This is a genomic window from Nocardia sp. CA-135398, assembly GCF_050955845.1.
Classification (GTDB): domain Bacteria; phylum Actinomycetota; class Actinomycetes; order Mycobacteriales; family Mycobacteriaceae; genus Nocardia.
Genome location: NZ_CP192084.1, coordinates 7,997,402 through 8,023,401 on the forward strand (window position 1 = coordinate 7,997,402; position 26,000 = coordinate 8,023,401).

Annotated in this window: 26 protein-coding genes and 1 tRNA gene; 12 read left to right on the top strand and 15 right to left on the bottom strand. The window is 65.8% G+C overall.

Annotated elements, in window-relative coordinates; all coding sequences use genetic code 11:
* Positions 1 to 437 precede the first annotated feature (437 nt).
* Both ACQP1T_RS35480 and ACQP1T_RS35485 read right to left on the bottom strand, forming a co-directional pair.
* Positions 438 to 1,286, bottom strand: a complete 849-nt coding sequence (locus ACQP1T_RS35480; RefSeq protein WP_433757342.1) for a hypothetical protein — start codon at positions 1,284 to 1,286, stop codon at positions 438 to 440.
* Positions 1,286 to 2,011: a ParA family protein gene (locus tag ACQP1T_RS35485; protein ID WP_433757343.1), complete on the bottom strand. Its 726-nt coding sequence runs from the start codon at positions 2,009 to 2,011 to the stop codon at positions 1,286 to 1,288. Before ACQP1T_RS35485 ends, ACQP1T_RS35480 begins: the two co-directional genes overlap by 1 nt.
* A 199-nt stretch (positions 2,012 to 2,210) precedes the next feature.
* On the opposite strand from ACQP1T_RS35485, the gene ACQP1T_RS35490 reads away from it, so the two are divergent.
* From ACQP1T_RS35490 to ACQP1T_RS35500, 3 genes are all read left to right on the top strand, one after another.
* The gene (locus ACQP1T_RS35490; protein WP_433757344.1) at positions 2,211 to 3,353 is read left to right on the top strand and encodes an acyl-CoA dehydrogenase family protein; all 1,143 of its coding nucleotides are present in this window, start codon (positions 2,211 to 2,213) and stop codon (positions 3,351 to 3,353) included.
* A gap of 97 nt (positions 3,354 to 3,450) precedes the next feature.
* Entirely contained in the window at positions 3,451 to 4,326 is an 876-nt protein-coding gene (locus ACQP1T_RS35495) for a DUF1542 domain-containing protein (RefSeq protein WP_433757345.1), read from the top strand.
* A 563-nt stretch (positions 4,327 to 4,889) separates the two neighbouring features.
* Positions 4,890 to 4,962 (top strand) — tRNA-Arg (locus ACQP1T_RS35500).
* A 391-nt stretch (positions 4,963 to 5,353) separates the two neighbouring features.
* Here the strand turns inward: ACQP1T_RS35500 and ACQP1T_RS35505 are convergent.
* Both ACQP1T_RS35505 and ACQP1T_RS35510 read right to left on the bottom strand, forming a co-directional pair.
* The gene (locus tag ACQP1T_RS35505; RefSeq protein ID WP_433757346.1) at positions 5,354 to 6,094 is read right to left on the bottom strand and encodes an SDR family oxidoreductase; all 741 of its coding nucleotides are present in this window, start codon (positions 6,092 to 6,094) and stop codon (positions 5,354 to 5,356) included.
* A 65-nt stretch (positions 6,095 to 6,159) separates the two neighbouring features.
* Positions 6,160 to 6,540 (bottom strand): DoxX family protein, encoded by a 381-nt coding sequence (locus ACQP1T_RS35510; RefSeq protein ID WP_433757347.1) that lies wholly within the window; start codon positions 6,538 to 6,540, stop codon positions 6,160 to 6,162.
* Positions 6,541 to 6,615: 75 nt separating this feature from the next.
* On the opposite strand from ACQP1T_RS35510, the gene ACQP1T_RS35515 reads away from it, so the two are divergent.
* Positions 6,616 to 7,479, top strand: coding sequence for a sigma-70 family RNA polymerase sigma factor (locus ACQP1T_RS35515; RefSeq protein WP_433757348.1), 864 nt, complete (start codon positions 6,616 to 6,618; stop codon positions 7,477 to 7,479).
* Between the two features lie 160 nt (positions 7,480 to 7,639).
* Positions 7,640 to 7,843, top strand: a complete 204-nt coding sequence (locus ACQP1T_RS35520; RefSeq protein ID WP_433757349.1) for a hypothetical protein — start codon at positions 7,640 to 7,642, stop codon at positions 7,841 to 7,843.
* Here the strand turns inward: ACQP1T_RS35520 and ACQP1T_RS35525 are convergent.
* Positions 7,838 to 8,119: a hypothetical protein gene (locus ACQP1T_RS35525; RefSeq protein WP_433757350.1), complete on the bottom strand. Its 282-nt coding sequence runs from the start codon at positions 8,117 to 8,119 to the stop codon at positions 7,838 to 7,840. The two genes, ACQP1T_RS35520 and ACQP1T_RS35525, sit on opposite strands and share 6 nt — an antisense overlap.
* Here ACQP1T_RS35525 and ACQP1T_RS35530 point away from each other — a divergent pair.
* Positions 8,100 to 8,564, top strand: a complete 465-nt coding sequence (locus ACQP1T_RS35530) for a hypothetical protein (protein ID WP_433757351.1) — start codon at positions 8,100 to 8,102, stop codon at positions 8,562 to 8,564. The two genes, ACQP1T_RS35525 and ACQP1T_RS35530, sit on opposite strands and share 20 nt — an antisense overlap.
* On the opposite strand, the gene ACQP1T_RS35535 is transcribed toward ACQP1T_RS35530, so the two are convergent.
* The 4 genes from ACQP1T_RS35535 to ACQP1T_RS35550 all read right to left on the bottom strand — a co-directional run bounded on the left by ACQP1T_RS35535 (position 8,565) and on the right by ACQP1T_RS35550 (position 13,712).
* Positions 8,565 to 8,711, bottom strand: coding sequence for a hypothetical protein (locus ACQP1T_RS35535; protein WP_433757352.1), 147 nt, complete (start codon positions 8,709 to 8,711; stop codon positions 8,565 to 8,567).
* A 67-nt stretch (positions 8,712 to 8,778) separates the two neighbouring features.
* The gene (locus ACQP1T_RS35540; protein WP_433757353.1) at positions 8,779 to 9,291 is read right to left on the bottom strand and encodes a VOC family protein; all 513 of its coding nucleotides are present in this window, start codon (positions 9,289 to 9,291) and stop codon (positions 8,779 to 8,781) included.
* Positions 9,292 to 9,359: 68 nt separating this feature from the next.
* Positions 9,360 to 10,574, bottom strand: a complete 1,215-nt coding sequence (locus tag ACQP1T_RS35545; protein ID WP_433757354.1) for an FAD-dependent monooxygenase — start codon at positions 10,572 to 10,574, stop codon at positions 9,360 to 9,362.
* 45 nt (positions 10,575 to 10,619) lie between these two features.
* Positions 10,620 to 13,712, bottom strand: a complete 3,093-nt coding sequence (locus ACQP1T_RS35550) for a BTAD domain-containing putative transcriptional regulator (protein WP_433757355.1) — start codon at positions 13,710 to 13,712, stop codon at positions 10,620 to 10,622.
* A 265-nt stretch (positions 13,713 to 13,977) separates the two neighbouring features.
* On the opposite strand from ACQP1T_RS35550, the gene ACQP1T_RS35555 reads away from it, so the two are divergent.
* The 4 genes from ACQP1T_RS35555 (at position 13,978) to ACQP1T_RS35570 (ending at position 16,959) form a co-directional block, all read left to right on the top strand.
* Positions 13,978 to 14,961: a sigma-70 family RNA polymerase sigma factor gene (locus tag ACQP1T_RS35555; protein WP_433757356.1), complete on the top strand. Its 984-nt coding sequence runs from the start codon at positions 13,978 to 13,980 to the stop codon at positions 14,959 to 14,961.
* A gap of 145 nt (positions 14,962 to 15,106) precedes the next feature.
* Entirely contained in the window at positions 15,107 to 15,520 is a 414-nt protein-coding gene (locus tag ACQP1T_RS35560) for an SgcJ/EcaC family oxidoreductase (RefSeq protein WP_433757357.1), read from the top strand.
* A 235-nt stretch (positions 15,521 to 15,755) separates the two neighbouring features.
* A complete protein-coding gene (locus ACQP1T_RS35565) occupies positions 15,756 to 16,253 on the top strand; it encodes a hypothetical protein (RefSeq protein ID WP_433757358.1) in 498 nt (165 codons plus the stop codon).
* Positions 16,254 to 16,284: 31 nt separating this feature from the next.
* Positions 16,285 to 16,959, top strand: coding sequence for an RNA polymerase sigma factor (locus tag ACQP1T_RS35570; RefSeq protein WP_433757359.1), 675 nt, complete (start codon positions 16,285 to 16,287; stop codon positions 16,957 to 16,959).
* A 3-nt stretch (positions 16,960 to 16,962) separates the two neighbouring features.
* Here the strand turns inward: ACQP1T_RS35570 and ACQP1T_RS35575 are convergent, their stop codons facing one another.
* The 3 genes from ACQP1T_RS35575 to ACQP1T_RS35585 all read right to left on the bottom strand — a co-directional run bounded on the left by ACQP1T_RS35575 (position 16,963) and on the right by ACQP1T_RS35585 (position 22,555).
* Positions 16,963 to 21,186: a trypsin-like peptidase domain-containing protein gene (locus tag ACQP1T_RS35575; protein WP_433757360.1), complete on the bottom strand. Its 4,224-nt coding sequence runs from the start codon at positions 21,184 to 21,186 to the stop codon at positions 16,963 to 16,965.
* 293 nt (positions 21,187 to 21,479) lie between these two features.
* Positions 21,480 to 21,917 (bottom strand): nucleotidyl transferase AbiEii/AbiGii toxin family protein, encoded by a 438-nt coding sequence (locus ACQP1T_RS35580; RefSeq protein WP_433757361.1) that lies wholly within the window; start codon positions 21,915 to 21,917, stop codon positions 21,480 to 21,482.
* Complete coding sequence (locus ACQP1T_RS35585) at positions 21,914 to 22,555, bottom strand: type IV toxin-antitoxin system AbiEi family antitoxin domain-containing protein (RefSeq protein ID WP_433757362.1); 642 nt, start codon at positions 22,553 to 22,555, stop codon at positions 21,914 to 21,916. Before ACQP1T_RS35585 ends, ACQP1T_RS35580 begins: the two co-directional genes overlap by 4 nt.
* A 224-nt stretch (positions 22,556 to 22,779) precedes the next feature.
* Between ACQP1T_RS35585 and ACQP1T_RS35590 the strand changes: the two genes are divergently transcribed.
* Positions 22,780 to 22,998, top strand: coding sequence for a hypothetical protein (locus tag ACQP1T_RS35590; RefSeq protein ID WP_433757363.1), 219 nt, complete (start codon positions 22,780 to 22,782; stop codon positions 22,996 to 22,998).
* Between the two features lie 48 nt (positions 22,999 to 23,046).
* On the opposite strand, the gene ACQP1T_RS35595 is transcribed toward ACQP1T_RS35590, so the two are convergent.
* Positions 23,047 to 23,565 carry a hypothetical protein gene (locus tag ACQP1T_RS35595; RefSeq protein WP_433757364.1) on the bottom strand — a complete coding sequence of 173 codons (519 nt, stop codon included), beginning with the start codon at positions 23,563 to 23,565 and terminating at the stop codon, positions 23,047 to 23,049.
* A 93-nt stretch (positions 23,566 to 23,658) separates the two neighbouring features.
* Complete coding sequence (locus ACQP1T_RS35600) at positions 23,659 to 24,186, bottom strand: hypothetical protein (RefSeq protein ID WP_433757365.1); 528 nt, start codon at positions 24,184 to 24,186, stop codon at positions 23,659 to 23,661.
* A gap of 47 nt (positions 24,187 to 24,233) precedes the next feature.
* Between ACQP1T_RS35600 and ACQP1T_RS35605 the strand changes: the two genes are divergently transcribed.
* Positions 24,234 to 24,887, top strand: a complete 654-nt coding sequence (locus ACQP1T_RS35605; protein ID WP_433757366.1) for a TetR/AcrR family transcriptional regulator — start codon at positions 24,234 to 24,236, stop codon at positions 24,885 to 24,887.
* 91 nt (positions 24,888 to 24,978) lie between these two features.
* Here ACQP1T_RS35605 and ACQP1T_RS35610 read toward each other — a convergent pair whose 3' ends face one another.
* Positions 24,979 to 25,962, bottom strand: coding sequence for an aldo/keto reductase (locus ACQP1T_RS35610; protein ID WP_433757367.1), 984 nt, complete (start codon positions 25,960 to 25,962; stop codon positions 24,979 to 24,981).
* Between the last annotated feature and the right edge of the window lie 38 nt (positions 25,963 to 26,000).

Sequence of the window (26,000 nt, forward strand, 5' to 3'; positions counted from 1 at the left end):
CTTCGAATGTCCCGACACCCGGAATGGTCAGCGGTTGCGCTGACGCCTGACCTCCTGCGAGCAGTGTCGCGGCGATTGCCGCGCCTGCGATGACTCCCGCGCCGACGGCCCATGGGAGCGCGCGCCGCAGGAAACGAGAATATCGACCCTCCGTAGTTGATGCCATGATCCGGTCCTCCGATGCTCGTATCGAAGTTCCTGGCTGGCCGTGCGACGCCGAACTGCATTGGCGTGTAGGACTTCACCAAGACCTCGAATGAATTCGAAAACCATCACGGTGATCTGTAGTCCAGCGGATCCGATCGCCATATTTCGCGCAATAATCACCAATTACACGACACGACACGCGCATTAACGATAACAAAAGTGTAACTAAAATGAAATGCCCCGCAGCGGAACCACTTCCGCGACGGGGCATTCCGGACCTTCGAATCGGCTCAGGCGATGATCTGCTCCTCGATCTGTTCGGCGAGAGTGCGCAGTTTCGCGGCGAATTCGCGCGCCGCCGCCGGATCATTGTTCGAGCCCTTGACAACTCGTCGGGTCAGCGCGGCGAACCGCGATTCCACCGCGGCGAACAGGTCGACCGCCCGCTCATTCGAGCGGTCGCGCAAATCCCCGCGCAGCCACGCCTGCAGCAATTCGACCACTTCGGCCTTGTCGAATCGCTCGGGCAGCAGCGCGACGGCCTCGCGAAGCTTGCCCGCGGTGACCTTCACATCGTCGACACCGGCAATCGTGGTGTACACGGTGACCGCCGCGTCTTCGCCGTGCTGTGCGGCCACCGGCAGCAACTCGCGAACCTGTCCCTCATTGATGGCGGGCGCTACCGGATGCAATTTGGCGGCGAGCGGCCAGGCCCGAATCAGCTTGTGCGCGTACGAGCGCTGCATATCCCAGCGCTGCTCCACATATTCGTCGAAGCTCGCGTACTGAGCCCGATACAGCCGACCATCGCGCACTATTTGCAGCGCGCGTCCGGCCGACCAGAAGGCGACCCGCAGGCCGTCGATCGAGGATTCGCACGCCGTCAACTGGGCCTGCTCGCGCTCGTCGAGCGGACCGTCCGGCTCGGTTTCATTCGGCGCGGGCAGCGGCATCGTCAAGACATTCGCCTCGGCAGGCGGCGCGATCACCTCGAGCGACGCCGCGCTCAGCGGGACCGTTCGCCATTCGGCATCCCGCAGCGGGGATACCGGCGGCGTGTGCTCGGCGCTGTCGGCCAGCGGATTCGCACCGCCGATCGACCCCTTACCGATGGAACCCTTCCTACGCTGCGGAGGCATCAGGCGGGCACCTCCACCGCGACCCGGTACGGACTCACCAACTCCTCGCCGACCTGCCGATATTCGCCCAGGTCCACGATCGGATTCTCGGCGCCCTCACTGACCTCCCCATCGGCCGCCTCCCTATACCACTTCCACGCGCTCAAATAGGAGGCGAAGACGTCATAGCCCGCATCCTCCAGATTTCCACGCTGCGTACGGTATTCGGTCGAGACGTTCACGCCGTTCTTCATCGTCACCGGCACCTTGGTCATCAATACCCGCACCCGGATCTCGCGGCCGCTATCGGCGGCAGCCTCCTCGGCGGCCTTATAGGTGCTCGGCACCCGCTTGACCTCCGATGGGCTGACGCTGGTCAACAGAATCAGCTCATCGCTCTGCGGAATGGCCGCCTTGAATATCTCGGCCGACTCACCACCGGCATCGATGATGATCACGTCGAATTTCCCGGCATTGTCGGTAATGCAGTCGTCGACATGTCGCGACGGGAAGGCAATCAGCTTGAACGGCACCTCGATCCCGCCCCTGAGCAGGCGCCGATACCAGGAATATCCGGTCTGACTGAGCGGGTCGGCATCGATGACGAGCACACGCAATTCGTGGACCTGCGCGAAATATGCGGCCAAGAAAAACGCTGATGTCGTCTTGCCGACGCCGCCTTTGAGATTGCCGAGCGTTATGACCAACGGCTCGGGTAGCTCCAGTAGCGCAACAGAATTCTTCATGGACAATCCTCCGAGGGTGAGGAGTGCATAACTGTGGCGGGGCCAAGTTTCGCACAGCGAAGATGAATTACCGCTGATTGCCGACGGGCCATTTACGCGCGCGCGTGCGTTGTGCGCGATGTGGGCGGCGAAGCTGTGTCCAATTGGACACACCCGACCACCCTGTCGCGATCCGACACCGACCGGGTAGACAGGTGACATGCCTGTTGACCGGATGCTGCCGACGCCCGAGGCCCGCGACCTGATCGAGCTCACTCGCGATATCGCCGACAAGGTGCTCGAGCCGCGCGTGGTCGAATCCGAGAAGACCGGAACGTTTCCCGACGGCGTCTTCCCGGCACTAGGCGCGGCGGGGCTGCTGAGCCTGCCGTATCCGGAGGAATTCGGCGGTGGCGATCAGCCCTACGAGGTGTATCTGCAGGTGCTCGAGGAGTTGGCCAGCCGGTGGGCCGCGGTCGCCGTCGCGGTCAGCGTGCACAGCCTGTCCTGCCATCCACTGTTCGCCTTCGGCACCGACGAGCAGAAGCAGCGCTGGCTCGCGACCATGCTGTCGGGCGAAACCATCGGCGCCTACAGCCTTTCCGAACCACATGCCGGATCCGATGCGGCCGCACTGCGCTGTCGGGCCGCCGCGGTCGAGGGCGGGTACCGGATCAACGGTTCGAAGGCGTGGATCACCAATGGCGGCCGCGCCGACTTCTACACCCTCTTCGCCAGAACCGGCGAGGGGTCGCGCGGCATCTCGTGTTTTCTGGTGCCCGCCGACACCGAAGGCCTGAGTTTCGGCAAGCCCGAGGAGAAGATGGGCCTGCGCGGGATTCCGACCACCACCGCCGCCTACGATGACGCCTTTCTACCCGCCGAAAGACTGATAGGCGTTGAGGGACAAGGACTTTCGATCGCTTTCAGTGCTCTGGACTCGGGTCGGCTCGGCATTGCGGCGGTCGCGACGGGCCTGGCTCAGCGCGCCCTCGACGACGCCGTCGCCTACGCCAAGGAACGGGAGGCCTTCGGCCGCCACATCATCGACCACCAGGGCCTCGGCTTCGTGCTCGCCGATATGGCCGCCGCCGTGGATTCGGCGCGCGCGACCTACCTCGACGCCGCCCGCCGCCGCGATGCCGGACTCCCCTACTCGCGCCAGGCCAGTGTCGCCAAACTGATCGCCACCGATGCCGCGATGAAGGTCACCACCGACGCGGTGCAGGTCTTCGGCGGCTACGGCTATACCCAGGATTTCCCGGTGGAGCGCTATATGCGCGAGGCCAAGGTCATGCAGATCTTCGAGGGCACCAATCAGATCCAACGTCTGGTCATCGCCCGCCAGCTCGCCGGACAATAGACACGGCGGACACCGCCCGCCGTGAAGCTCAGCCGAGTCTCAGCAAGCCCCCAGTAAACTCGGGCTGACCTGGGTCGATGACGAAAGGGCGCACGCGATGCTGTGGATACTGATAGGCGTTGTGATCCTGCTCGCGGCGGCCTACGTCATCTACCAGACGCAACAGACCAAGCAGCGCGCCGCACGCGAGTTCGACGATGCGGCCGCCGACGCCAGGCAGATGATCGAGCGACTCGCGGGTCAGGTCTACAACCTCAACGGCAGCAACGAGGCGGCGAAGCAGGCACTCGCCGACGCCTCCGAGCGGCATATCGCGGCGGGCTCGCAGATCGAGCAGGCGCGCACGCCCGCCCAGGCGCGGCTGGCCAAGCAGACCGCGGTCGAGGGCATGTACTACATCCGGGCGGCACGCACCGCGATGTTGATGGATCCGGGTCCGGTGATTCCGGCACTGGACGGTCAGGACACCGCCGGTCGAGTCACCGAGCAGCGGGTCGTCGAATACGAGGGCCGCGAGGTCGCCGCATCGCCGAACCCCTCCGCGCAGACGCCGAATTACTACCCGGGCGGGCGCGTCGCGGGACGACCGGTGCCCGCGGGCTGGTACTCCGAGCCGTGGTGGCGGCCCGCATTGATCGGCGGCGCTTGGGGTTTGGGGTCGGCGCTGCTGTTCTCGTCACTGTTCTCCGGGATGTCCGGGGTGGGATATGACGTGCAGGGGTTCGAAAGTGGTTACGGCGAGGGGTATCAGGACGCGCTCGATACGGCGGGTCCGGATCAGGGATACGACTCGGGGGATCAGGGTGGGTACTCCGACGATCAGGGTGGGTACGACTCGGGCGGTGGGTTCGACTCGGGCGGCGGCTACGACGGCGGCGGGTTCGATGGGGGCGGGTTCGATGGGGGCGGGTTCGATGAGGGCGGGTTCGATGGGGGCGGGTTCGACGGGGGCGGGTTCGACGGCGGGTTCTGACCGCCCAACCGATTCGAGCGGCCTAACCGAGCCCTCGAGTTCAACTGTCTGAGACGACGCCGCTACTCGGTCTGACCACGGCGACTCAACGCACCCGATGCCGTTCCATCGCGGCGATACTGGCCGCACCATGCGAATAAGCGCTGATCGGCTTCCACACCGATCCGGGGCTGTCGACGGAGCTGCAGGATGCAGTTCATTAGCGATACAGAGGCCCATCAAACGGTCCTGACGCATCCTCTCGGAACCCGAAAGGTTCGCGAAACGAATGGCAGAAGCCGACCTCACGCCAGGGGCCGACGCCTGACGGAGGTCGGCTCCGCCCCAGAGGCGACCGCGGGGTCGACATCTCCGGAGTCGAACACTCGACGCACTTCCCGAGCCTGCGTTTACGCATGCCCGCCGACCTCCCGAACCAACAAGCCCACCAACAGTCTCAGACAGCAACCGCTCCCGGTCAACCCTACCCTTTCTCGGCGCCCGACCAAATCGATGCGGCCCACCCGCCACCGACCCGGTAGACTCCCCGACGTCCCAATCGGTGCCCCCGGCACCAGAGTTCAGCCCTCGTAGCTCAGGGGATAGAGCACCGCTCTCCTAAAGCGGGTGTCGCAGGTTCGAATCCTGCCGAGGGCACCGACCTGCGACAGCGTTTCCGCAGGTCAACAGGATTTTCCGGACAATCCCGGAATAGCCGCATTGAGAAACCCCAGGTCAGACGCGGCTCTTGTAGGGCACATCTTGTTACAAAACAACAACATTGAGCCGCGCCGGGCTTCTACTCACCTGCGCTCTCGACCGCCACCGATCGCGCGCCCAGCGGCATGAGCGTGCGTTGCACGAGAGCGTCTCAGCTCGATTGCGATCGGCAGGGCCGTGCTTGTCGGTTCATTCGATCAGAGCCTCGAATGACGAGGGTCCCGGGACGGACGAACTACAAAGACCGTTTGGATAGCCACTGGCAGTGGATGAGTCGCTGTGCGCACTCCGTCGATGCGGGGTGCGCACAGTGCGGGTGAGGGACTGGTTACCAGGGAATGGGGCCGAGGCGGTCGATGAAGGTCGCGGTCGGTCCGTCGGCGTCGATAGTCGCGAGTTCGATGATCGGGTCGGTGCCTTCGGTGACGGTCAGTTGGCCGGTGTGATTGTTGATGTCGGTGGCGGTGTATTTGCCGTTGGCGATTTCTCCGGGGGTGAGGAGGTTGAATTTGATCTCCGGGAGGGCTTTGGCGTATCTGATGGTGATCATGTTCAGTGCTGCTTTCGAGGAGCTGTAGGCGAGCTCGTGGAATTTGGTGGGGGGCTGTGTGGGGTCGGTCGCGATCGTCATGGATCCAATGGCGCTGGACACCATCACAACTCGTGGGTGGTCGGTCACTCGTAGCAGGGGCAGGAACGCGTTGGTGACCCTGATGGGGCCGTAGACGTTGGTGTTGTAGACGGCGTGAACTTCTTCGACCGTTACCTCAGCGGGGGTGACGATGTTGCCTGCGGCGCCCGCGTTGTTGACGAGTACGTCCAGTCGGTCGGTGTGCTGGCGGACGAGGTCCACAGCATCGGCCACGGACTGGTCCGAGGTCACGTCCAGCGGGATCATGGTCACGTTGATGCCGCAGGCGGTCAACTGGTCGGCGGCTGCGTGTCCACGTCCGGGGTCACGCGAGCCGAGAAAGATCGTCCAGCCTTTTTCTCCGAGTCGGCGGGCGGTCTCCAGACCTAGCCCTTTGTTGGCTCCGGTGATGAGCGCCGAGGTCGGTTGCGAGGTCATATGGTTTCTCCTTTGTGATGGTTCCCGCACGAAGGCGCGCGGCCGGGTGTCGGATCGAAGCTGAGTCAGGCGAAGGGTTCGAGGCTGAAACGCCCCCAGGCCACGAAGACGGCCATGGCCAGGTAGAGCACCTCGGCGACGGCCGTGGCCCACAGACCGCGCCAGATCCGCACGATGATCGCCCCGGCGAACAGCAGGGCCGTGCCGGTCGCCGCCACCGGTACCAGGATCGGTGCGATGTCGAGCACGGCGGGCAAGATCAACCCCGCCGCGCCCAGAAGGTCTACGACCCCAAGAGCTTTCAGAGCGGTCGGACTGAAAGCGTCGGCCCACGTCGCATATTTGCCGGCGGCCAGAATCTTCTCTTTGGGGACCACGATCTTGGCGCTGCTGGCAAGGAGCACGGCTGCCAGCAACCCGGTGACGATCCACAGAGCGACGTTCATGATTGACTGCCTCCACTATTCATGTCGGAATGGCTTGCTGCTTCTCTGACGCGTGACGGCGAGGAAACCAGACAGATGAACGGAAACGAATTGCTCGCGACGCGCTTCGAGGAGCATCGAAGCCACCTGCGGGCGGTGGCCTACCGGATGCTGGGCTCGCTCAGCGAGGCCGACGACGCCCTCCAGGTGGCCTGGCTCAAGGCCGCCAGGGCAGACACCGGTGGCGTCTCGAACCTGGCTGGCTGGCTGACGACCGTGGTGAGCCGGGTGTGCCTGGACATGCTCAGGTCCCGCGAATCGCGCCGCGAGGACTCCCTCGACGAACACGGCGCAGGTCTCCAGAAGCGCCTTCGGACCGATCCCGAGGAGGAGGCTCTGCTGGCGGACTCTGTCGGCTTGGCGCTGCTGGTGGTCTTGGACAAGCTCTCGCCGACCGAACGGATCGCCTTCGTCCTGCACGACCTGTTCGCCGTATCGTTCACCGACATCGCCCCGATCGTCGACCGCAGCCCAGAGACGACACAACGGATCGCCAGCCGGGCGCGTGGACGAGTGCGCGGCAACTCCGGGACGGGCAGCGACGACCGCATGCGGCGATACCGCGCCGTCGAGGTGTTCCTGCGCGCCGCACAAAACGGCGAGTTCGAGGAGCTGCTGGCGATGCTCGACCCCGACGCGACCTACCGCACGGACGAGGCCGCACGCTTGCTGGGGGCGGGGACCGACTTCGACGGTGGTCGAGTCCTGGCCGAAAACTTCTGTGGAAAGGCGCAGGTTGCTCGCGCGATCATGCTCGACGGCGAGCCGGGCCTAGTGCTGGCCCCGCGCGGCACACTGATGCTGGTGATGACTATCCGATTCGCGGGCGAGCGCATAGCAGGGATCGACGCGGTCGCGGACGAGGACCGATTGTCGAAAATGGAACTCACGGCGCCATAGCCCGAGCTTAAACCTGTCCGTGAGTGGACACTGCCCGCCACCGAAGTCAGTGCGCCGGACGGATCCGTCACACTCATAGCCGAATTCACTCAACTCGGCATTACCGAGTGTTCGAGCGTGTCCTTCCTCGCAAACCAGCTGATACGAGATACTCCCCCGCATGCCGCCGGTGCAACCCGAAACTGTCGAGCCACACCATGCCGACCGCCAGCCTCGACGAACAAACGGACCAGAAGCAGACTTCGAAATCATCTTCGCCGACGGAGCCGAGGAGGAGACACTCGCCCGGCAACAGGCCAACATCTTCCACGAGATCGCACGATGGCAAGCGGCCCAGCAAGACGATGGCACCACCCGCCTATAACTGATAGTCCGCTTCGATCACCAACCGCCCACCCGAAAACCGCAGTTCATCCCCGTTCCCATGTTCGATGTGCCCCGCCGAGGGCACATCTTCATTCTCCGTCTTCTGGGCCACATTCTTCGCGATCGCATCGGCCAGGTTCGCGGCGTAGGCCCGCTGTGCTTCGGCTTGGCGCGCGCTGAGTTCGGTGACCTTCTGCTGCAACGCGATCGACTCCGAGCGCGGATCCCGCCGACCGGACCAGTCGGGGCAGGTGGTGGGCGAGGAGGGTCGCATACAGTTCTCCGAGCGCGCCTTGCAGCCAGGTGACGCTGTCGGTGGCGTCGACGAGCTCGGTGATCGCGGCCGCAGCGATGGCGGGAACAGCGCGCAACTCGACGGCGCTGTCGTCGGATATGTTGTGCCTCCCCACGCGCTGGATTTCGCCGCGATACGCACATCCTCGCTGACCGCCGCCACCGAACTGATCCGCCGCGCCAAGGACACCGGGCGCCTGCGCCCCGACATAATGCTCGACGACATCATCCTGATGGTCATGGCCAACAACGGCATCCACGCGAGCACGCCGGCAGCACGCCTCGCGGCCTCCCGGCGCTTCGCCGCACTCATGATCCAAGCGTTCGAGGCCTCCCCCAGGTCCGCGCCGCTGCCGCCGCTACCACGATTGATGCCCGCCGTGTCGGTACCCCGACACAAATCCAACCGGCCAAACACTCGGTGATCAGGGGACAACCACCCTGTCAGCGGCTACCGGGCGTTTCGGCGTGTCCGAATCCGCAAGCCAGCCGATACGAAGCTGGTCCAGGTTCTTCGCGACGTCGACGCGCCGCATCAGCCACGGCGTCACCCAGGTCGCAACGAGAATCACGACGTGCCACATCGGATGGAGTGGTCGCTGTCATCGACGGCACGATATTCGCCATCGACACCGGCGGCTATCCGTGCGCCCACGGGTTGCGGTATCCGAACGGAATCATGCTGTCGAACATCGCGCGTGCGTCCGTGGGCAGCCGCAGCAACTCGATGTACGAGCCGAGCGGACCACCGTCGAGATAAACGAACTCCATGCCGATCTCGGCAACGGTGCAATGCTGCGCGATCTCGGTGCCCCGTGCTCGCGCCGCTGCCAGAGCGGCATCGAAATCGTCTGGTACCCAAGCGATATGGTGCAGTCCCTGGCCCGACCGCGCGAGCGTTTCGGTATACAGATTCGTGCCCGAGACCGGCGCGATCAATTCCAGTTGCTGTCCGCCGGCATAGCCGAGCGAGGTGTCGATCGTGTAGTCGGCGGGCGCACCGCGATAACTGCACGACTCCGGGCCGAAATGCATGCGGGGCATGCGGACCCAGTTTTCGACGCCGTAGCTGTTCGTGAATTCCTGTTCGGCTGCGTCCAAGTCGTGGACAACCCACGCCACCTGGAAGATCGGGCCGGAAGTGATACTCATTTCGGTACTCCTCACACATCAGTTGGGGATGCGGTCCCGCAGGCGGGAACAGCGCAGGTGGCACGGGTTCAGTAATCCGCGAGCCGGATGGCATTGGCCGCGTGCTCCAGTGGCTTGATGATCGGCCGCAGGGCCAGCCCCTTCCACGGCATGTGCCGCAGCATGCGCAACATGGTGGTCTGGGTCCGGATCGCACGACGGTCGGCGGCCACCATCTGGGTGGCATTGTTCCAGCCCAGGGTCAGGTTCTCGGTGACGTAATCCTGCATAGCGCGCTGGTAGCGCTCGAAAGCGACGACGTGATCACCGGCGGCCGCTTTCAGTTCGCCCGCAAGGACATACGCTCCGACCAGTGCCATGCTCGTGCCCTGCCCGGACAGTGGCGACGGGCAGTAGGCGGCGTCACCGACGACCGCGACGCGGCCCTCGGACCACCGGTCCAGATGGATCTGGCTGACCGAATCGAAGTAGAAATCCGGGGATTCCGGCATGGCGCGCACCAGGTTCGGTGTCTCCCAACCGGCATCGGCGAACGCGTCGGTCACCAGCTGCTGCTGGGCGGCCCGGTCGCGCCGGTCCGGCAGTTGTTCCGGCGCCTGGAAGATGAACTGGGCCTTGGCCGTGGTCCGCTGGGTGCTGTACACCTGCACCACGCGCCCGGGTGTGGGATGCACCAGTTCCCAGTGGTCGAGGTTCAGGTAGTTGGGCACCGAAATCACACAGGCCGCCATGCCGGTGTGCCGCGCGAACTGCTCGGTCGGACCGAATGTCAGCCTGCGCACCGCCGAATGCATGCCGTCGGCCCCGATCACCAGGTCGAATACGCGTGGCGGGGAGTTGCGGAACCGCACCGTCACACCATCGGCCTGCTGCACCAGGCCGGTGATCGAGTCGCCGAACAGGTACTCGACCTCGCCTTTGGTTGCGTCGAACAGGATGTGGGCGAGATCGCCGCGCAAGACCTCGTCATCGCCGGGTGAGCGCAGGCCGATGAGTTCGGGTCCCAGCGTTGCCAGCGCCTTGCCCACACCGTCGACCCAGGCACCGCCCCGCATCGCCGTAGACGCTTCGTGGATTTGCGGCATCAGACCCATTCGGTCGACGACTTCCATCGCCGCACCGCGGATATCGACCTTATAGCCGCCCTCGCGCAGAGTGGGCGCCTGTTCGACGACGGTGACGGTGAACCCGTAACGGGCCAACCAGTAGGCGAGCGCCGGCCCGGCGACACTGGCGCCGGAGATGAGGACGGTCTTGCTGGTGAACTGCTGTCTCGTTGTCATGCACACAGCGTCGGGCACGGCAATCACCGTGCCCTCACCATCGGCTCACCACCGCTCACCGAGCAACTCGGTGACCTCCTCGGCCGAGTATCGGGCGCCGCGCTCGAGGGCGGCACGGAATTCCGGTTCACCGAGTTCGGCTCGGCACCGTGCGGCGGTGGCGGCCGCCGCACCGTCGCGTACCCCGGGAATGCCGCGCAGCGAGTCGGCAGCGCCGAGCAACAGCGCACCCCGCGCCGGCGCACCGAGTGCCACCGCGATCCCAGCCATGCCCTCTACCGCTGCCGCGGCCACCGGACGGGACCGGTCGCGCGTCAGTGCGAACGCCTCGCGGTGCGCCGCCAGTGCACGCTCGATATTCGCCTCGGCGAGCCAGATCCAACCCGATCCGATGAGGCTACGGGCCCGGGCCTCGGCCATGCCGAACGTGTCGTTGCCGGGCAGAGCGATGGCGGTGGCGTAGTACTCCCGGGCGACGGACAGATCACCAGCTACCCGGGCCAGATCGCCGAGCCCACGTAGTGCGTTCGCGTAAATATCCGTTGCGCCTGTTGCGCGGGCCAGTTCGGCGGCGCGGTGGTAGGCGACACTCGCATCGTCACGACACGCGGCAGACCCGCGGGCGAGAATGTCACCGCGCCGGTTGAGCAGGTCAGCGGCGTCATCGCCGGCGCCCAGCTCGGTCTGCAGGACTACGGCCTCGTCTATGAGGTCGAGGGCGGCCTTTCGTTCACCACGCCAGTCGGCGACCGCGGCGAGTTTGTCGAGCGTGGTCGCGATTGCCCACCGGTCGCCGGTCGCGCGGAAATCCGCTAGGGCGCAGTGTAATTCGGGCTCGGCCTGCAGCGGCTCGCCGGACAGCAGATGCCGCAGTCCGGTACCGAGCCGCAGGAATGACTGCGACCAGCGATCAGGACCGAACAGCACACGCTGCCGCTGCGGCGGCAGGTCGAGCAGTCCACCGGCAGTTGCCAGCAGGAAAACCAGATGTGGTCGCCGCAAAGGTCTTTCGAGGCCGGACAGGGCCGCGGCGGCCCGGGTGACCGGCACCGGCGGCCCGGTTCCGGCGCGCGCGGCGACCGCTACGCAGAAGGCGTATTCTTCGACGTCCGCCGCCGGGTCGAGGGCGGGCAGCAGTTTGCCTGCCAGTTCGACGGCGTCGCCCGAATAACCGCATAGCCACCAGTGCCACGCATGAGCGGCGATGAACCGCTGTGCCAGTGCGGGATCCATGCTCGAAGCCCAGCGCAATGCCGCCTGCACGTTGTCGTGCTCGGCCGTCAGCCGCGCCAGCCAGTCGAGCTGCTCGGGCCCGCGCAGCAGCGGATCAGCCCGCTCGGCCAGCTCGGTGAAGAAAACGGCGAGTGCACGTTGCAACCGTTCGTGCTCACCGGCCTCGGTCAACCGCGCGAAGCCGTAGGCCCGGATGGTCTCCAGCATCCGGTAACGGCCGTTGTGCGCTTTCACCAGCGATTTATCGGCCAGACTGTCCAATAGTTCGTCGGCGTCGTCGAGTTCGCAAACGGATGCGACCATGGCGGCGGTGGCCCCGCCCGCGAAGACGGCGAAGCGTCGGGCCAGGAGGCGTTCGGACGGTTCCAGCAGTTCCCAGCTCCATTCCACCACCGCCTGCAGGGTCCGGTGTCGTGGTTCGACAGTGCGATCCCCGCGCGCCAACAGCCGGAACCGATCGGCGAGCCGCGCGTCGATCTCGCCGATGTCGATGGTGCGCAGCCGGGCGGCGGCGAGTTCCAGGGCCAACGGCAGCCCGTCCAGCCGCTCGCAGATGCGCCGCACGGCCGCGATTGTGCCCGCGTCGACGGTGAATCCCGGCCGCGCGGCGGCGGCACGATCGGCGAACAGGCGGACCGCGGTGCAGCCGAGTTGGTCGGCCAGTGCCGCCTCCGCGGCCGCAACCGGCAGCTGCCCGACCGCGAGCACGGTCTCGCCTGTGATGCGCAAGGCTTCCCGGCTCGTCGCCAGCACCCGTAAGCCCGGACAGTCACGCAACAGTCGGTGCACCAGCCGGGCCGCATCGAGGACCAGATGCTCGCAGTTGTCGAGAATGATCAACTGCGACCGGTCGGCGAGCATGGCGCGCACCCGGGCTTCGGCATCCTCATGGTCGCCGGTCGCGCGACCACCGAGCGTCACCGCAATCTCCGGCGCCACCTGTGCACCGTCCACCAATGGCGACAGATCCACGAAACAAACATCGCCCCGAACCCGAGCGCCGGCTTCCATCGCCAACCGGGTCTTACCGGTACCGCCCGGACCGGTGAGCGTGACCAGGCGAGCCAGGGTAAGCAACGACGCGACCTGCTCCAGCTCGTCGTCTCGGCCGACGAAACTGGTGAGCTGGGCGGGTAGGCGGCGCACCGCGGCAGCGGCGACGGTGTCCGCACGCAGGATCGTCAAGTGCGCCTGCGTCAGCTCCGCCGAGGGGTCGGTGCCCAGTTCGTCGGCGAGCAGTTGCCGGCCCTGCTCGAACAGCTCCAATGCCTGGCCTTGCCGCCCGCCGGCGTAGAGCCCGCGCATCAGCAGCGCCCTGGCTCGCTCCCGAAGCGGATGCGCGGCAACGAGTTCCGGCAGCGTAGCGACTACCGCCCGGTGATCACCCAGCGCCAGTGCGGCTTCCGCACGATCCTCCTGGGCCGCCAGCCACGCGTCGGTGAGGCGGGCGACCACCGTGGCGGCAAACGGCGCGTCCCGCACATCGGCCAGCGCCGCGCCACGCCACGTCCCGGCGGCCTGGTCCAGCAGCGCGACAGCGGCAGCGCAATCCCGGTCGCGCAACGCGGTTCGCCCCTCCTCGGCGAGGCGAAGGAACCGATGCATATCCACCAGCTCCGGATCGACCGCGAGCCGGTAGCCCGCCGCCGAGGACTCCACCAGACCATCGGCTCCCGCCGCGCGCAGCGCGCGCCGCAACCGCGACACCTGGGACTGCAGCGCATGCCCGGCATCGCCCGGCGGCTCCTGCCCATAGAGGTCGTCGATCAATCGATCCCGCGACACCACCCGCCCGGCCTGCGACACCAGAACCGCCAGCAGCGACCGTACTTGCGGCCCGCCAACCGCGACCGGAGTCCCATCGGTTCCCCGCACCTCCACCTGTCCCAGGATCCCGAACTGCACGGGCGCCAGTATGCATCGACCGACGGGCCGCCGCACCAGGCGAGGCGGCCACTGCCGAAGGGGATCACACCTTCGCCCGCACGCACAATGAACGGGGTCAATGGTTCCCACTCACCCCTGGCGGATGTCGCGGGGACTGACTGAAGCGTCGGCGGAAGGCTGGGCTGAAGGTGCTGGCGGGCAAGGCCGGTCAGACCTGAGGCACTTTCATGGAACTCGTGCTACGTATGGTCATTCTGGCGACAGTGGAGATGGGGCGTGCGTGATGACTGAGGAAGAAGGTTTCGATCGTCGGATCGAAACGTTCCGGGCGGAGCTGGTGGCGTACTGCTACCGAATGCTCGGCTCGGCTCACGACGCAGAGGACTTGGTCCAGGACACGTTCCTGCGAGCGTGGCGGGCGCGGGAACAATACGACGACACTCGCAGTTCACTGCGCACCTGGCTCTACCGGATCGCGACGAACACGTGCCTGACCGCCCTGGAGGTGCGCGGGAGGCGACCGCTGCCGTCCGGATTGGTGGCCGCGTCGGATCCGCTCGGGCCGCTCGTGCAGGGGGAGCACGCCGCCTGGCTCCAGCCCTTGCCGGATTCGTCGCTGGCCGTGGGCGATTCGGCGGGGACCGTGATCGACCGCAGCAGCCTGCGCTTGGCGTTCGCCGCCGCCCTGCAGCACCTGTCAGCGCGTCAGCGCGGTGCCCTGGTCCTGCGTGACGTGCTCAGCTTCTCCGCAGCCGAGACCGCAGAAATCCTCGGCACCACCGTCGTATCGGTGAACAGTTCCCTGCAGCGGGCGCGCGCCCGCATGAAGGAGGCCGAGGTCCGGCAGGAAGGGGTCAGCGAGCCGTCCGAAGCCGAACAGCGCGCGTGGGTCGAGCGCTATATGAAGGCATTCGAGCTCGCCGACGTCGAGGCCCTCAAACGGCTGCTCACCGATGACGTCATCATGGAGATGCCGCCGATGCTCAACTGGTTCGCCGGCCGCGGCAACTATGGCCTGTTCATGAACTGGGTCTTCGAAGTCGCCGGGAAGGACTGGCTTCTCAGGGAAGTCGTGGCCAATGGCGGTCAGCCCGGATTCGCCGCCTATCAGCGCGTCGGTGACGGATACCAGCTGCACACCCTCCAAATCTTCACCGTCACGGCCGAGGGCATCAGCCGAAATTCGGTGTTCCAGGATTCCGAGGTCTTCGCGGTCTTCGGTCTGGCAGCCCGCCTCGACTCTCAGGGGCTGACCATCGGGGGCTGACGCGGCCGCTGCTGCGGCAGCCTCTCGCTCGAGCGCACCTCCAGATCTCTTGCCGCCGGGCGCGATTAGTTCCGACCCCGCCGCCGGTATGTATTGACGAGTTCGCCCGAACACCTCGGGCGAACCGGTCACAAGGGAGAATCCGATGTCGAACAGTCGCGAGGCCGACGTTGCCGCAATCCAGGCCGTACTGGTTGATTCCTACAAGGCGTGGGAAGCCGGCGACGCCGATGGCATGGTCGCCAACTACACCGCGGACGCGACCGCCATCATGACCGGCTCGCTCCGCGACAGCCGGGACGTGATCCGTCAGAACATGGCCCTGGCCTTCGAGGGACCACTCGCGGGTAGTTCGACCTACAACAAGCAGCTCAGCATCCGCTTCGTCGGTAGGGACGCCGCGATCGTCATCAGCGAATCCGCCATCTTGTTCGCCGGCGAGACCGAGGTTCCGGACGACGCACGAAAGGTCAACGCGACCTGGGTCTTCGAGAAGCGGGACGGCCAGTGGCTGATCGCCGCCTATCACAACAGCCCGGTGCTGGCGCCTGCGCAATGAGCCGCGGCCGCGGCGTGAGCTGACCCCCTACCGACGGGAGGGTCCTCCATCCCCACCATATCGGATGAGGACCCTCCGACTCGTCGACGACCACATCACCCAGGTGGGATTCAGACGAGCGATCACGCAGATCCGCCGAGACCGGATAACAGCTCCAGACCGGCAGCACCCAACGTTTCGTGACCCACGGCAGTTGATCCCTACGAACACCCAGTTCGATAAGGAGGAATCCGCCATGATGCAGAGCCCCACCGCCCCTGGCGACTTTGCCCATTCACACCCGGTGCCGCCGCCCAGCGGCGGGACCGCCATCACAGCCGGGGTGCTCGCCTGCCTCGGCGGCACGCACCGGCTGCTGAGTGTTCTTGTGCTCATCGCCGGGATAGCGATGTTGAGCGATCTCGACGCGGAGGGCGAAACCAATGGGGCGCAACTGCTTTTCGCGGTCTCGATCCCGATCTTCTTGCTCGCCGGTTCAATGTTGCTCGCCGGTGGCATCCAGATGTTTCGCAAGCGTGCCTCGGCCCGTCGGCTGATCGTCATCGGCTCTGCGGTCGACATCGCCTACTGCATCATCGAGGCAGTGGTCGTGCTTGCCGTTGCCGGAGCCTCCGATGACTACGGTGTGGTCGGCAGCCCGCTGTTCGCCATATTCGTGGCCGTGTTCCCGATCGCCACGATCATCCTGACCTCGGCGACCTCGACCACGCGGTGGCTCGCGTATCGGGCATAAGATACCGAGCGACGACAGGGAGCCAGACCACATGAGCGCGCCACTCGATCCCGCCAAGGCCCGAGATATTTCCTTTGCCGCCTTGCTGCGTGTGGTGTTGCACGAATGTGCGCAGGCTCCACTCACGCTGCTCACCGCCGATACCGAACCGGCCGTCATCCGAATCGCCCGCGGTGGTGAGCAGCGGGAGCAAGCATTCACCGAAATGCTGGTGGAGGCATACGAGTCGGCAAGCGAGATGCTGTTGGCCCGCATCACCAAGTTGACGCGCAACGGTGCCGACGCCGACGACATAGTGCAGACCGCGTTCATGCGGGTGTACGCGCGCTGGCCGGACCACATCACCGACGTCGAAGGGCTCCGGAAGTACCTGTGGACCACGGCGGAAAACCTGGTGAAGGATGCCATGGTCCGGGCCGCGAAGGACCGGGAACGGCTGGATTCCGATGGACACGAACGCCTCTCGGTCCTCGCCGACGATGCCGGCCTGCCGTTCGACGACATGATCGCCTTGCGGGACATGCTGATCCGGCTCTTGGACGCACTGCCGCCGAGGGAACGCCAGGCGGTCATCATCTACACCTACGAGGGAAACACCTACAAAGAGACCGCTCAGGTCATGGGCGTGGCGGAGGGCACCGTCAAGGGATACGTCCACGACGGGCTGTTGCGCGTCCGAAAATACCTCGAAGAGGCAGTCGCATGATCGTCAGATCCCGCGGCAGGGTGGGGTGGTTTCGGCACCCACCGGCAGCTCGTCCCGTTCCGCCTGGGTGTACTCGCGGTCACTGATCGCGCAGAGCCGTCCCAGTACGCCATCGCGGTCGAGATTGATCGAGTACCGCGCGACACCTCCACTGCCGGAGTACCTACCGGGATTCAGCGCGTACAGCGTATCTCCGGAGATATCCTCGTACTGCTGGTCCGAGATCTTCACATCGAAGATCTTCGCGGCGCGATCGAAGTCCCAGATCTCCAGTGTCCCGACGTTGTCGACCACCAGCAGACCATCGGCGGTCAGTCCGACCCCATTGCCCGACGGAAACGGTTGTGCGGCACGAGTTTCCACACCGCTGTCGAAATTCTCCACGGCGTCGTCCCCGGACTCGTACCTGATGTATATCTGTGGATCGGCAGGGCTGACGAAGGCATCCTGTCTCTTGCCGCGATCGATCGGTGTGACGGGTACTGTGCGGAGCACTCGTCCGTCATCCAGGGCCCGGACAGTATCGCCGTCGATGTTCTCGGTGAAGAGCTGGTCGTTGTGCGTCGGGACGAGGGCCGCCTGCGCGCCGGACCGTACCATCCACACCAATTCGTCGGTGTCGCGCCAAGTTCGCACGGTCTGGCCGAGCTGTTTCCCATCGCTGATCCGCCACCGGGTGACCGAGCCCGCATGGAAGAAGGCCAACTCGTCGTCGCCGGGCTGCATGATGGATGTCGGTCGCCGCAGACCAGGTCCGAGTTCGGGCGGGACAGGTAGCGAAATACGTTGCTCGACAGCGAATCCGGGCAACGAGAAGATGGTCATGACACCCGTCGCACCCGACAGGACGAAATGCTTCCCGTCGGCAGTGATGCGGTAGGCGGACGCGGGCGGAATCGACCCACGCACGGCAAGGCCGACCGTCATGCGCCCGACTTCCCTTATGACGGGGGTCATTTCGACGACGCGCACCGTCGCATTCTCATCTTCTGGGCCGCATTCGACTTCCACAACGAACGAGCCGTTGGGGCCCCACTGGACAATCCGCTGTTCGGTGACCGATCCGGCGAACACGTTCATGTCCGAGATCGCCACGGCAGGCGCGAAGCGGAGCAGGCCGCTCGGCGTGAACTGGGCCAGCCTCGGGCCGTCGTCGGCAGGGATGACCAGTACTGTGGCCGACATGTCCCGAAGGCTGGCTGTTTGGACGACGAAGGCCTGGCCGGTCCGTAGGTCGATGAGGTGAGTCTGGCCGAGCGTATCGCCGGCGAGAATACTCGTCGACCACGCGTACCGCCCACTGCTATCGACGGCCCACTTGCAGTTCTCGCTCGTCGAGCCGGAACCGCGCGGCGTCCGCAGACGTTCGGCCCCCGTCAGCGCGTCCGAGACGACCAGTTGGTCATCGGAACATCCGGCGATCAGGCCGGTCGAGGTGATCTTACCGGCCGGCAATTCCCGAATCGGCTGTCCGGTCTTGGCGTCGCGCACGACGTTGCGCGTGACCCCGATTTTCAACTCGCGCATCGCGATCATGGTGCCGGTCGGGTCGACATAGTCCGGAAACTGGGCGAAATCCGCCAGCGGAGGCGGGGAAGAGACCAGAACGGGCCCGGCACCCGCCATGTCGTATACCTCCAGCAGGTCGGTGTGCTGGACCTGCTGCAGCTCTGCCCGTTGGACCTGCGCTCGGTTGAGTCGCACCGCGAGCCAGCGCCCGCTCTGATCCCAGCCGGTCGACACGCTATTGGGCAGCAGTGGCGCAGGCTCCGGCGGACGGACCAACGCAGGACCGGTGCGGTTTCGAACATCCCAGACGGCGACCGCACCATCATCGGTCACCACGGCGAGTGCGGACCCGTTCCGGCTCAGGTTCAGCGAGGCGACCTTCCCGGCGGTCGGTGGAAGTCGCCACGGCATCGGCTCATCACCGAGCAGACCGGCCCAGACTGTGACGTCGCGGCCCTCGGCGACCGCGACCTCGGCCCCGTCGCCACTTGCCGCCCCGAATGTCGCGTCGTGCCAAAGCCCGGTCCGGTAATCCGTCACGGACGACAACCGCACCTGCTGATTCAGCAGTGCCGTCCGCACCATGTCGTCGTCCGGCGCATACCGCGCTGCGGCTTGCGCGAATTGCAGCGCCTTGTCCAGGTCGGAGTCGGCCACCCGCATGGATTCCGCCGCGAGGCTGCGCGCCGCCTGCAACCGCAACTGCGCCGCACGAGCCGCACTGCTCCGGTAGGCGACCACCGCCATCGACGTGGCCACGACCACCAGAACGGTGAGCGCTGCGGCCACCAACCGCAGGCGCCGCACCTCCCGCCCACGCAGTCGGCGGCTGGCCGCGATGAATTCCCGATGTGCTTGCGGTACATCGGATTTCCGAGCCTCGAGCTGGTCCTCCGCGGTCTCGAGAGCGGTACCGCGCAGCAACGCGTCGTGCTCGCGACCGCGCCGTTCCCAGTTGTCCAGGTCCTGCGCGAGGTGTTGCTGCCAGGCACGGAAGTCGCGGTCGGACTGCAGCAGGTCGTGCAGCCTTTCCCAGTTGTCGATGAGCGCTTGGTGCGCAAGCTCGACGGTGTCCGCGCCGTTCTTGTCGCGGCCGACGACGACCAGGCGGTCGAGCGCCAGCCGCCCGGCCACACCACGGAGTTCGGGGTACTCCCGCATCGGCAGCACCACTCGGAGGAATCCGGCGCCGCTCGAGGTCGGCACCGCGAGCAGCTTCAGGAGCCGTTCCGCGTCGGCCCGCTCGGCGGGATCGGTGAACTGCGCCATGACCTGCTCGGCCCGGCGGGCGATGGAAACCTCCACGCTGCCGACGTTTTCGTAATCGGCGAGGGTGATCCGGCCGCCGGTGTGCCGAACCCACAGATCCGACAGCACCGACGCCAGCAACGGCAACCCGCCGGGCTGGTCGAAAACAGCGTCGATCAGCCGCTGCACCACCGCATCGTCCAGCACCACTCCGGCACGCGCGGCGGGGCGGCTGATCACGTCGCGCAGTTGGCTACGGCCCAGCGGGGCCACCGCAACCGTTGTGCTGCTGAGGAATTCGGCGAGTTCAGCGTCGAGTAGGTCGTCCAGTGCGTCCCAACGCAACGTCAGCACGATCGCCAGGAGTCCCTCGGTGTCGGCGCGGGTGAGCTCGAGCAACGCCTGCAATAGCGCACGGGCCTGCCGCGGGGCCGCCACCGCCAGATCTTCGAACTGGTCGACGAACAACACCGTGCCTTGCGGCGGAAGTTGTCGCAGCAGTACGGCCACGTCATCGGCGTCGGGCGCCGGCGCGGCCTGCTCGATCAACCAGGTCGACAGTGGCTCATCCGCGGCGATGCCGGAGCCGATCGCGCGCACACCGGATTCCGTCGCGGCGTCGCCGCTGAGCCGGAATGCGGCGACCTGCCACCCCTGCTGCCGCAATCGCGGTATCACCCCGGCTCGGATCAACGAGGACTTCCCGGTACCGGAACGTCCGACCACCGCGGCGAAACCGCTCTGCCGCAGCGTCTCCCGTACCCGCGCGATATCGTCCTCCCGCCCGTAGAAGAACTCTGCGTGCTCCTCGTCGAACGGCGCCATACCGCGATACGGGCTCGACAGCAGCGCCGGATTCAGCCGCAGCACCTCGTCGATGGGAAGCATGAACGCGGTGCGGGTGTAGCGGCGACGGTCGGCGGCGACCGCCATTCCGGTCACGGCATGCGCCTCGATGTCCCAAACGGCGGCGCCGCTGAACCCCTCGGTGATCGGCTGCCCGCCGGTCGCTGCCTGCAGTTGCACCCAGCCCTGGCTTTGCGGGGCTCGAAACTCACCGGACACCCAGACGCCGCCGGGCATCTCGGCAGGAAAGCCGAACATCCGGAACTCGCCACCCCAAGGCTGGCCTGCGGGCCAGAACGGCAGCGGCGCAATGGAATCGGGGGGCGAAGCGAGGAGCTCCAGGATGGCGATATCGCCGCGGCCGTCCTCGCGGATGCGGGACCAGTGCCGGATCCGGGCGAGTATCGGAACTGCGGCATCGGCCGACGGAAAGTCCACGGCCACAGGCTCTTCGGGCATATTCTCGTCCGTCGGTTCCCGACCCAGCGCCGCCGATACGACGTGCGCGCACGTCGCAATCAGAGTGGACCGCACCAGAAATCCCGCGCCGACCACATCGCCGGTGGGCGTTAGAATCCGCACTGAGGCCCAGCCGAGCCGACCGGTTTCCGCAATCTCTTGCACGCGTCGAACCCTCCCCAGGAAGTTCGGCAAGCGTAGCAAATCCGTTGATGGCGTGAAGGAATCGTCGGTGAGCACGGACAAGGGATCGGAGAACGGAATTCCCCTCGGACCGAACGGACCTCGGCGCGCACGGAAGGCCTCGATCCACGAGCGCTGTTGCCACTCCCCCGTCCGATTCGGGAACGTGCTGATAGTGGGATCAACCGTGTTGGGACTCGAAAGGTTGGGACAGCGATACGGATCAATCTCCCCGACGCACGAGTCTCATTCCCGATGCTGGTCGAACGCACCGGTCATTCCGCAACTCGGGCCCAGGCGTCTCGAACCGCGGCCAGCGCAGTCTCAGCCGTAATCACCAGCCGGGTCTGCCCGGCCAACTGCGTGTTCCAGTCGTCTTCGCCCGGGGCCCGCCACCCCGTGTCCGAGACATCGCTCAGCGACGGCGACCATTCCAGCCGACCGTAGCTCCGCGCGACGGATCGCGGCAAAGCTGCGTCGAGTTCGGCTGCCAGTACCGTTCGATTGTCCAACGCAACCAGATCGATGTCTTCACTGAGCCTGCCACTCACCAGATGCGTACGAGCAAGAGCAGTTCCGCCGATGAAGTGCAACCGGTCACCGAACCCTCGGCTGACTGCAGCCAGCAGATGGGAGATCAGATAGTCGCGCTCGACCTGCTCCGGAGAAACTCCGAATTGAATTGCGACACTGTCACGTTCGCCGATGCTCATACTCCGCCCCAACTTTCCGCACGTCGAAGCGCCACACCCAGACGCTGATCAGTAGCGAGCTGTGCGAGTCTCGCCGAATCACACCGGCGGTAGAGCGTCTCGATCGCCGAACGGACCTCGGCCTCGGCATTGCCCAGCTCCGGGCGCCGGGCAAGATCGAGCACCGTCTGTTCCGGAGTTGTGACCAACGCTGGCCCCAGTGAAGTTTCGATACGCTCGGCGTCGAGTGCGTCGGTATCTCGGCGGACGAACCGAACCCGTGCCGAACGATCGGTCAATGCGATCGGCCGATGCTGACTCGGAACCGCGACAACCGCAGTCGCCAATGCACGAGGTATGGCCCCCAGCAGGCGGGCCGCGCTGATGCCCATGACGACGAACTGATCCGCCCCGTAAATCGTTGACGCGATACCCGCGGCCGCCGCCTCGAGACCGGGCAGCCAGGGCCGGCCGACGTAGTCCGGTGGGACGATGATGTAGTAGCCGTGAGCGATGCGGTGCAGCACTCCCCGATCGACGAGCCGCGCGATCTCGGGCCGCGGTTGGGCGTAGACGTCGGCCAAGTCCTGGGGCCGCACAGTTCGAAGCGGTGCCCGCCAGAGCTCACTGGGCAGCGGTGTACTGCGACGCCCAGCCACCAGCACCACCTCCGGAACTATGCATATTGTTGGCTACTACCCAACGAAATGCATACTACCGCAGAAATGGCCACCGCCCCGTCCACCACCCGGATTCGTCGGCGGCCCGTGGTTGCCAACGGACACTGCTCGATCGGCAGCGCTCCACCGCTGGCGGGGATTCGTCTTCTCGACGTCCTCGATAGGCTGCGGGGGTAATGAGCCGAAAAGCGAAAGGTAGCAATATGATCCGGAAGGTTCTGCTGGCGGTTACGGCCGGTGTCCTGATCAGCACACCCGTGACGGCCTCGGCCGAGGTGGCCGTCGTCGACCAGTCTGCTACCGCCCAGGAGGTGGCGATCAGCACCGGATCGGGCGTTGCGGACACCGTCATCAATGGGCTGATCGCGATCATCTTCGGCCCGAACGACCCCTCGACCTGCAAGTTCCCCTACTGCTTCTGAGCTTGCGCGAAAACGGGTACCGGGCGCGCGCGCCCGGTACCCGTTGGTTCAGCTGAAACGCGCCGCGAGGATCGGCACGTCGGCACCGCGGGCCTCGCCCGCGATACACGCCCCAGCCATGGCCATGACATTGCCGATCGGACCTTGTTCGATGACCATATGCCCACCCGCACCGGGCCCGTCGACAATGGTCACGGTGTTGGACATCGCCGTGCCGACACCACCGGGCACATGCCACGGCCCGCTGATCCGGCTGACCGCACCATTGGACCAGTTGACCTTGCCATCGATCTGCCCGTCGACATCGGCGCAGCTACCGCTTCCGTTGAAGGTGCCGCTCACGGTCGCCCCGGCCGCGGGCGTACCTGTGCAGCCGGTAAGGTTGCCGTTCCAAGTGGCGGTGGTCGGAGCGACCGACATACCGAGCGGGCTTGTGCTGTAACTGAATTGGCCGCCGGAGCAGCCTCCCGCAATCGGATCGGCCGCGGCCTGCTGAGTACCGGCGAATGCGGGGGCGAGCGCTGCGAGCGCGATCGACGCTGTCGCGATCTTCCGGGAAATTGCCATGACGAATACCTTCTCCTTTTGATCGAACTTGATCTGATGGAGCAGCTGACGACAAGCAAACGCGAAGATCGTAAACGCCGAGTCCGGCGCAGGCTAATCAGCCCACACCCGTTCCCCGGGAAATGCACGCCGGGCATAGGTATTCGTCGGATTGACGGTGATTACGTCACACGCCCGCACAAGTTCTTCCGGTCGATCGTCCAAATGCGCGAGATTCGGCGTGATCACCGCTTCCGCTTCCGTCTCGCGGATGACTTCGCGCAATGCCGCGAGAATATGCGTGCCCGCGCCGTCCAGTTGCACGATTTCGGCGAGGTCGTATCCATATCGCGCTGCCAGCTTACGGATCTGGGCAATGTCCCAGTCCATCGCATCGCCTGACACGTCCTGACGAAGGTATCCGATCGCGGTCGGCGTCGGCCTCATCGACTTGCCTCGTTCCGTCGTGTACCAGATCTTCCGATGCTCGATCCACACAGGTCGGGAGCGGCTACCGTCGTTGGCGCCCGCCGCCGTACACTGTCGCAGCAAATACAACGCAACCGTAGCAATTTCCCCCGCCGAATACAACAGGTATGTTTCTTCTCGACACCAAAAGTAGTGCGGTCGAACCGATTCCACATAACTTACAAGATCTGCCACTATGAACCGGTGGAGGTGAGGCGGTAGTGGCGACATCGCGAACCGCGTCGAACCGACCGAAGCGACGTTATGCACCGCGCCTACCGCCCGAACAGCGGCGCGTCCAGGTGCTCGATGCCGCCTTCGCAGTGCTGCACCGCATCGAATTGCCGGAGCTGAGCATGGAGGCGGTGGCCCAAGAGGCGGGCGTCGGAAAGCCGGTGCTCTATACCGTTTTCCGGACGCGCGCGGAGTTGGTCGCCGCGCTGCTGGAACGCGAGCGCGAGCGCGGATTGGACCAGGTTGTCGAGGCCATGCCGACCGATCTGATCGGCTCCGACCCCGTCGTTGCCGCATCGGCGACGGTGGAGGCATTCGTCGGAATGGCCCTGGAGAATCCCACCCGGTGGCGGCTGATTCTCGCCACCCCGGGCGGGGCTCCCCGGGAATATCGTGAGGCACTACGCAATTCGCGCGCCATCATTCTCGAGCACGCCGAGGCATTGGTGCGCATGGGCTTGGCGCTCGAACCCCGGTGGGCCGGTGTGGATGCCGCGCTGCTCGCCAATTCGCTGCTGACCGTGGCCGAGATGCTCGGCCGACTAGCAGTCAGCGACCCGGTCAACTATCCCCCCGAACGCCTCCAAGGCTTCCCCCGCACCCTGGTCCGCCTCGTCATGGGCGTACCCCCCGACGAATAGTGCCGTCGCAGACCCTCGTATTCGAGGCACGGCATTTCATCCGGTGCGTCGCTATGCGAGGTGCGCGGACGCTCTGCGCGGCCCGCCGATGTCAGCGCCCAGCGGCCTTGGCGAGATGCTCCGGGTAGCGCGCGCCGGAGAAGGCGGTCGCGGGGGCGGCGGCATCGATGCGGGCGAGATCGTCTGCGGTCAGCGTGATCTCGGCGGCGGCCACATTCTCCTCGAGGTAGGTGCGGCGCTTGGTGCCCGGAATGGGAACCACATCCGCGCCACGGCTCTGCACCCAGGCGAGCGCCAATTGTCCTGCGGTAATGCCCTTTTCGGCGGCCAACTCGCGCAGCGCCGCGACGATGGCGAGGTTGTTGTCCAGGTTGTCATCGGCGAATCGCGGTAGGCGGCGGCGCATATCGTCGGCGGGCAGATCGGCCGTGGAAGTGATCGCGCCGGTCAGGAAGCCGCGGCCGAGCGGCGAGAAGGGCACGATACCGATACCGAGCTCACGACAGGTCGGCAGCACTTCGGCCTCGATATCCCTTGTCCACAGCGACCATTCGCTCTGCAGGGCGGTCACCGGATGGACCGCGTGCGCGCGGCGGATGGTCGACGCCGAGGCCTCCGAAATGCCGAGGTAGCGCACCTTGCCCGCCTGCACCAGCTCGGAAAGCGCGCCCCAGGTCTCCTCGACCGGGACATTCGGATCGACGCGGTGCTGGTAGTAGAGGTCGATATGGTCGACGCCGAGCCGGGCCAGCGAGTCGTCGCAGCTCTGCTTGACATACGCGGCGTCGCCACGGGCGCCCATGCTCCCGTCCTCGCCCCACACGATGCCGAATTTGGTCGCGAGCACCACCCGGTCGCGGCGGTCGGCGATGGCCTTGCCGACCAAACGCTCGTTGGTCTCCGGGCCGTAGACATTGGCGGTATCCAGCATCGTCACGCCCAGATCCAGCGCACGGTGGATGGTGGCAATGGATTCGTCGTCGTTATCGCGCACGCCATAGGCCTGGCTCATGCCCATGCAGCCCAGACCCTGTGCGCCAACGGTCAACTGACCTAGCTTCCTGGTCGCAATCATGCGAGGCTTTCCTCCTTGGTCGACGATTTCGTCATCGA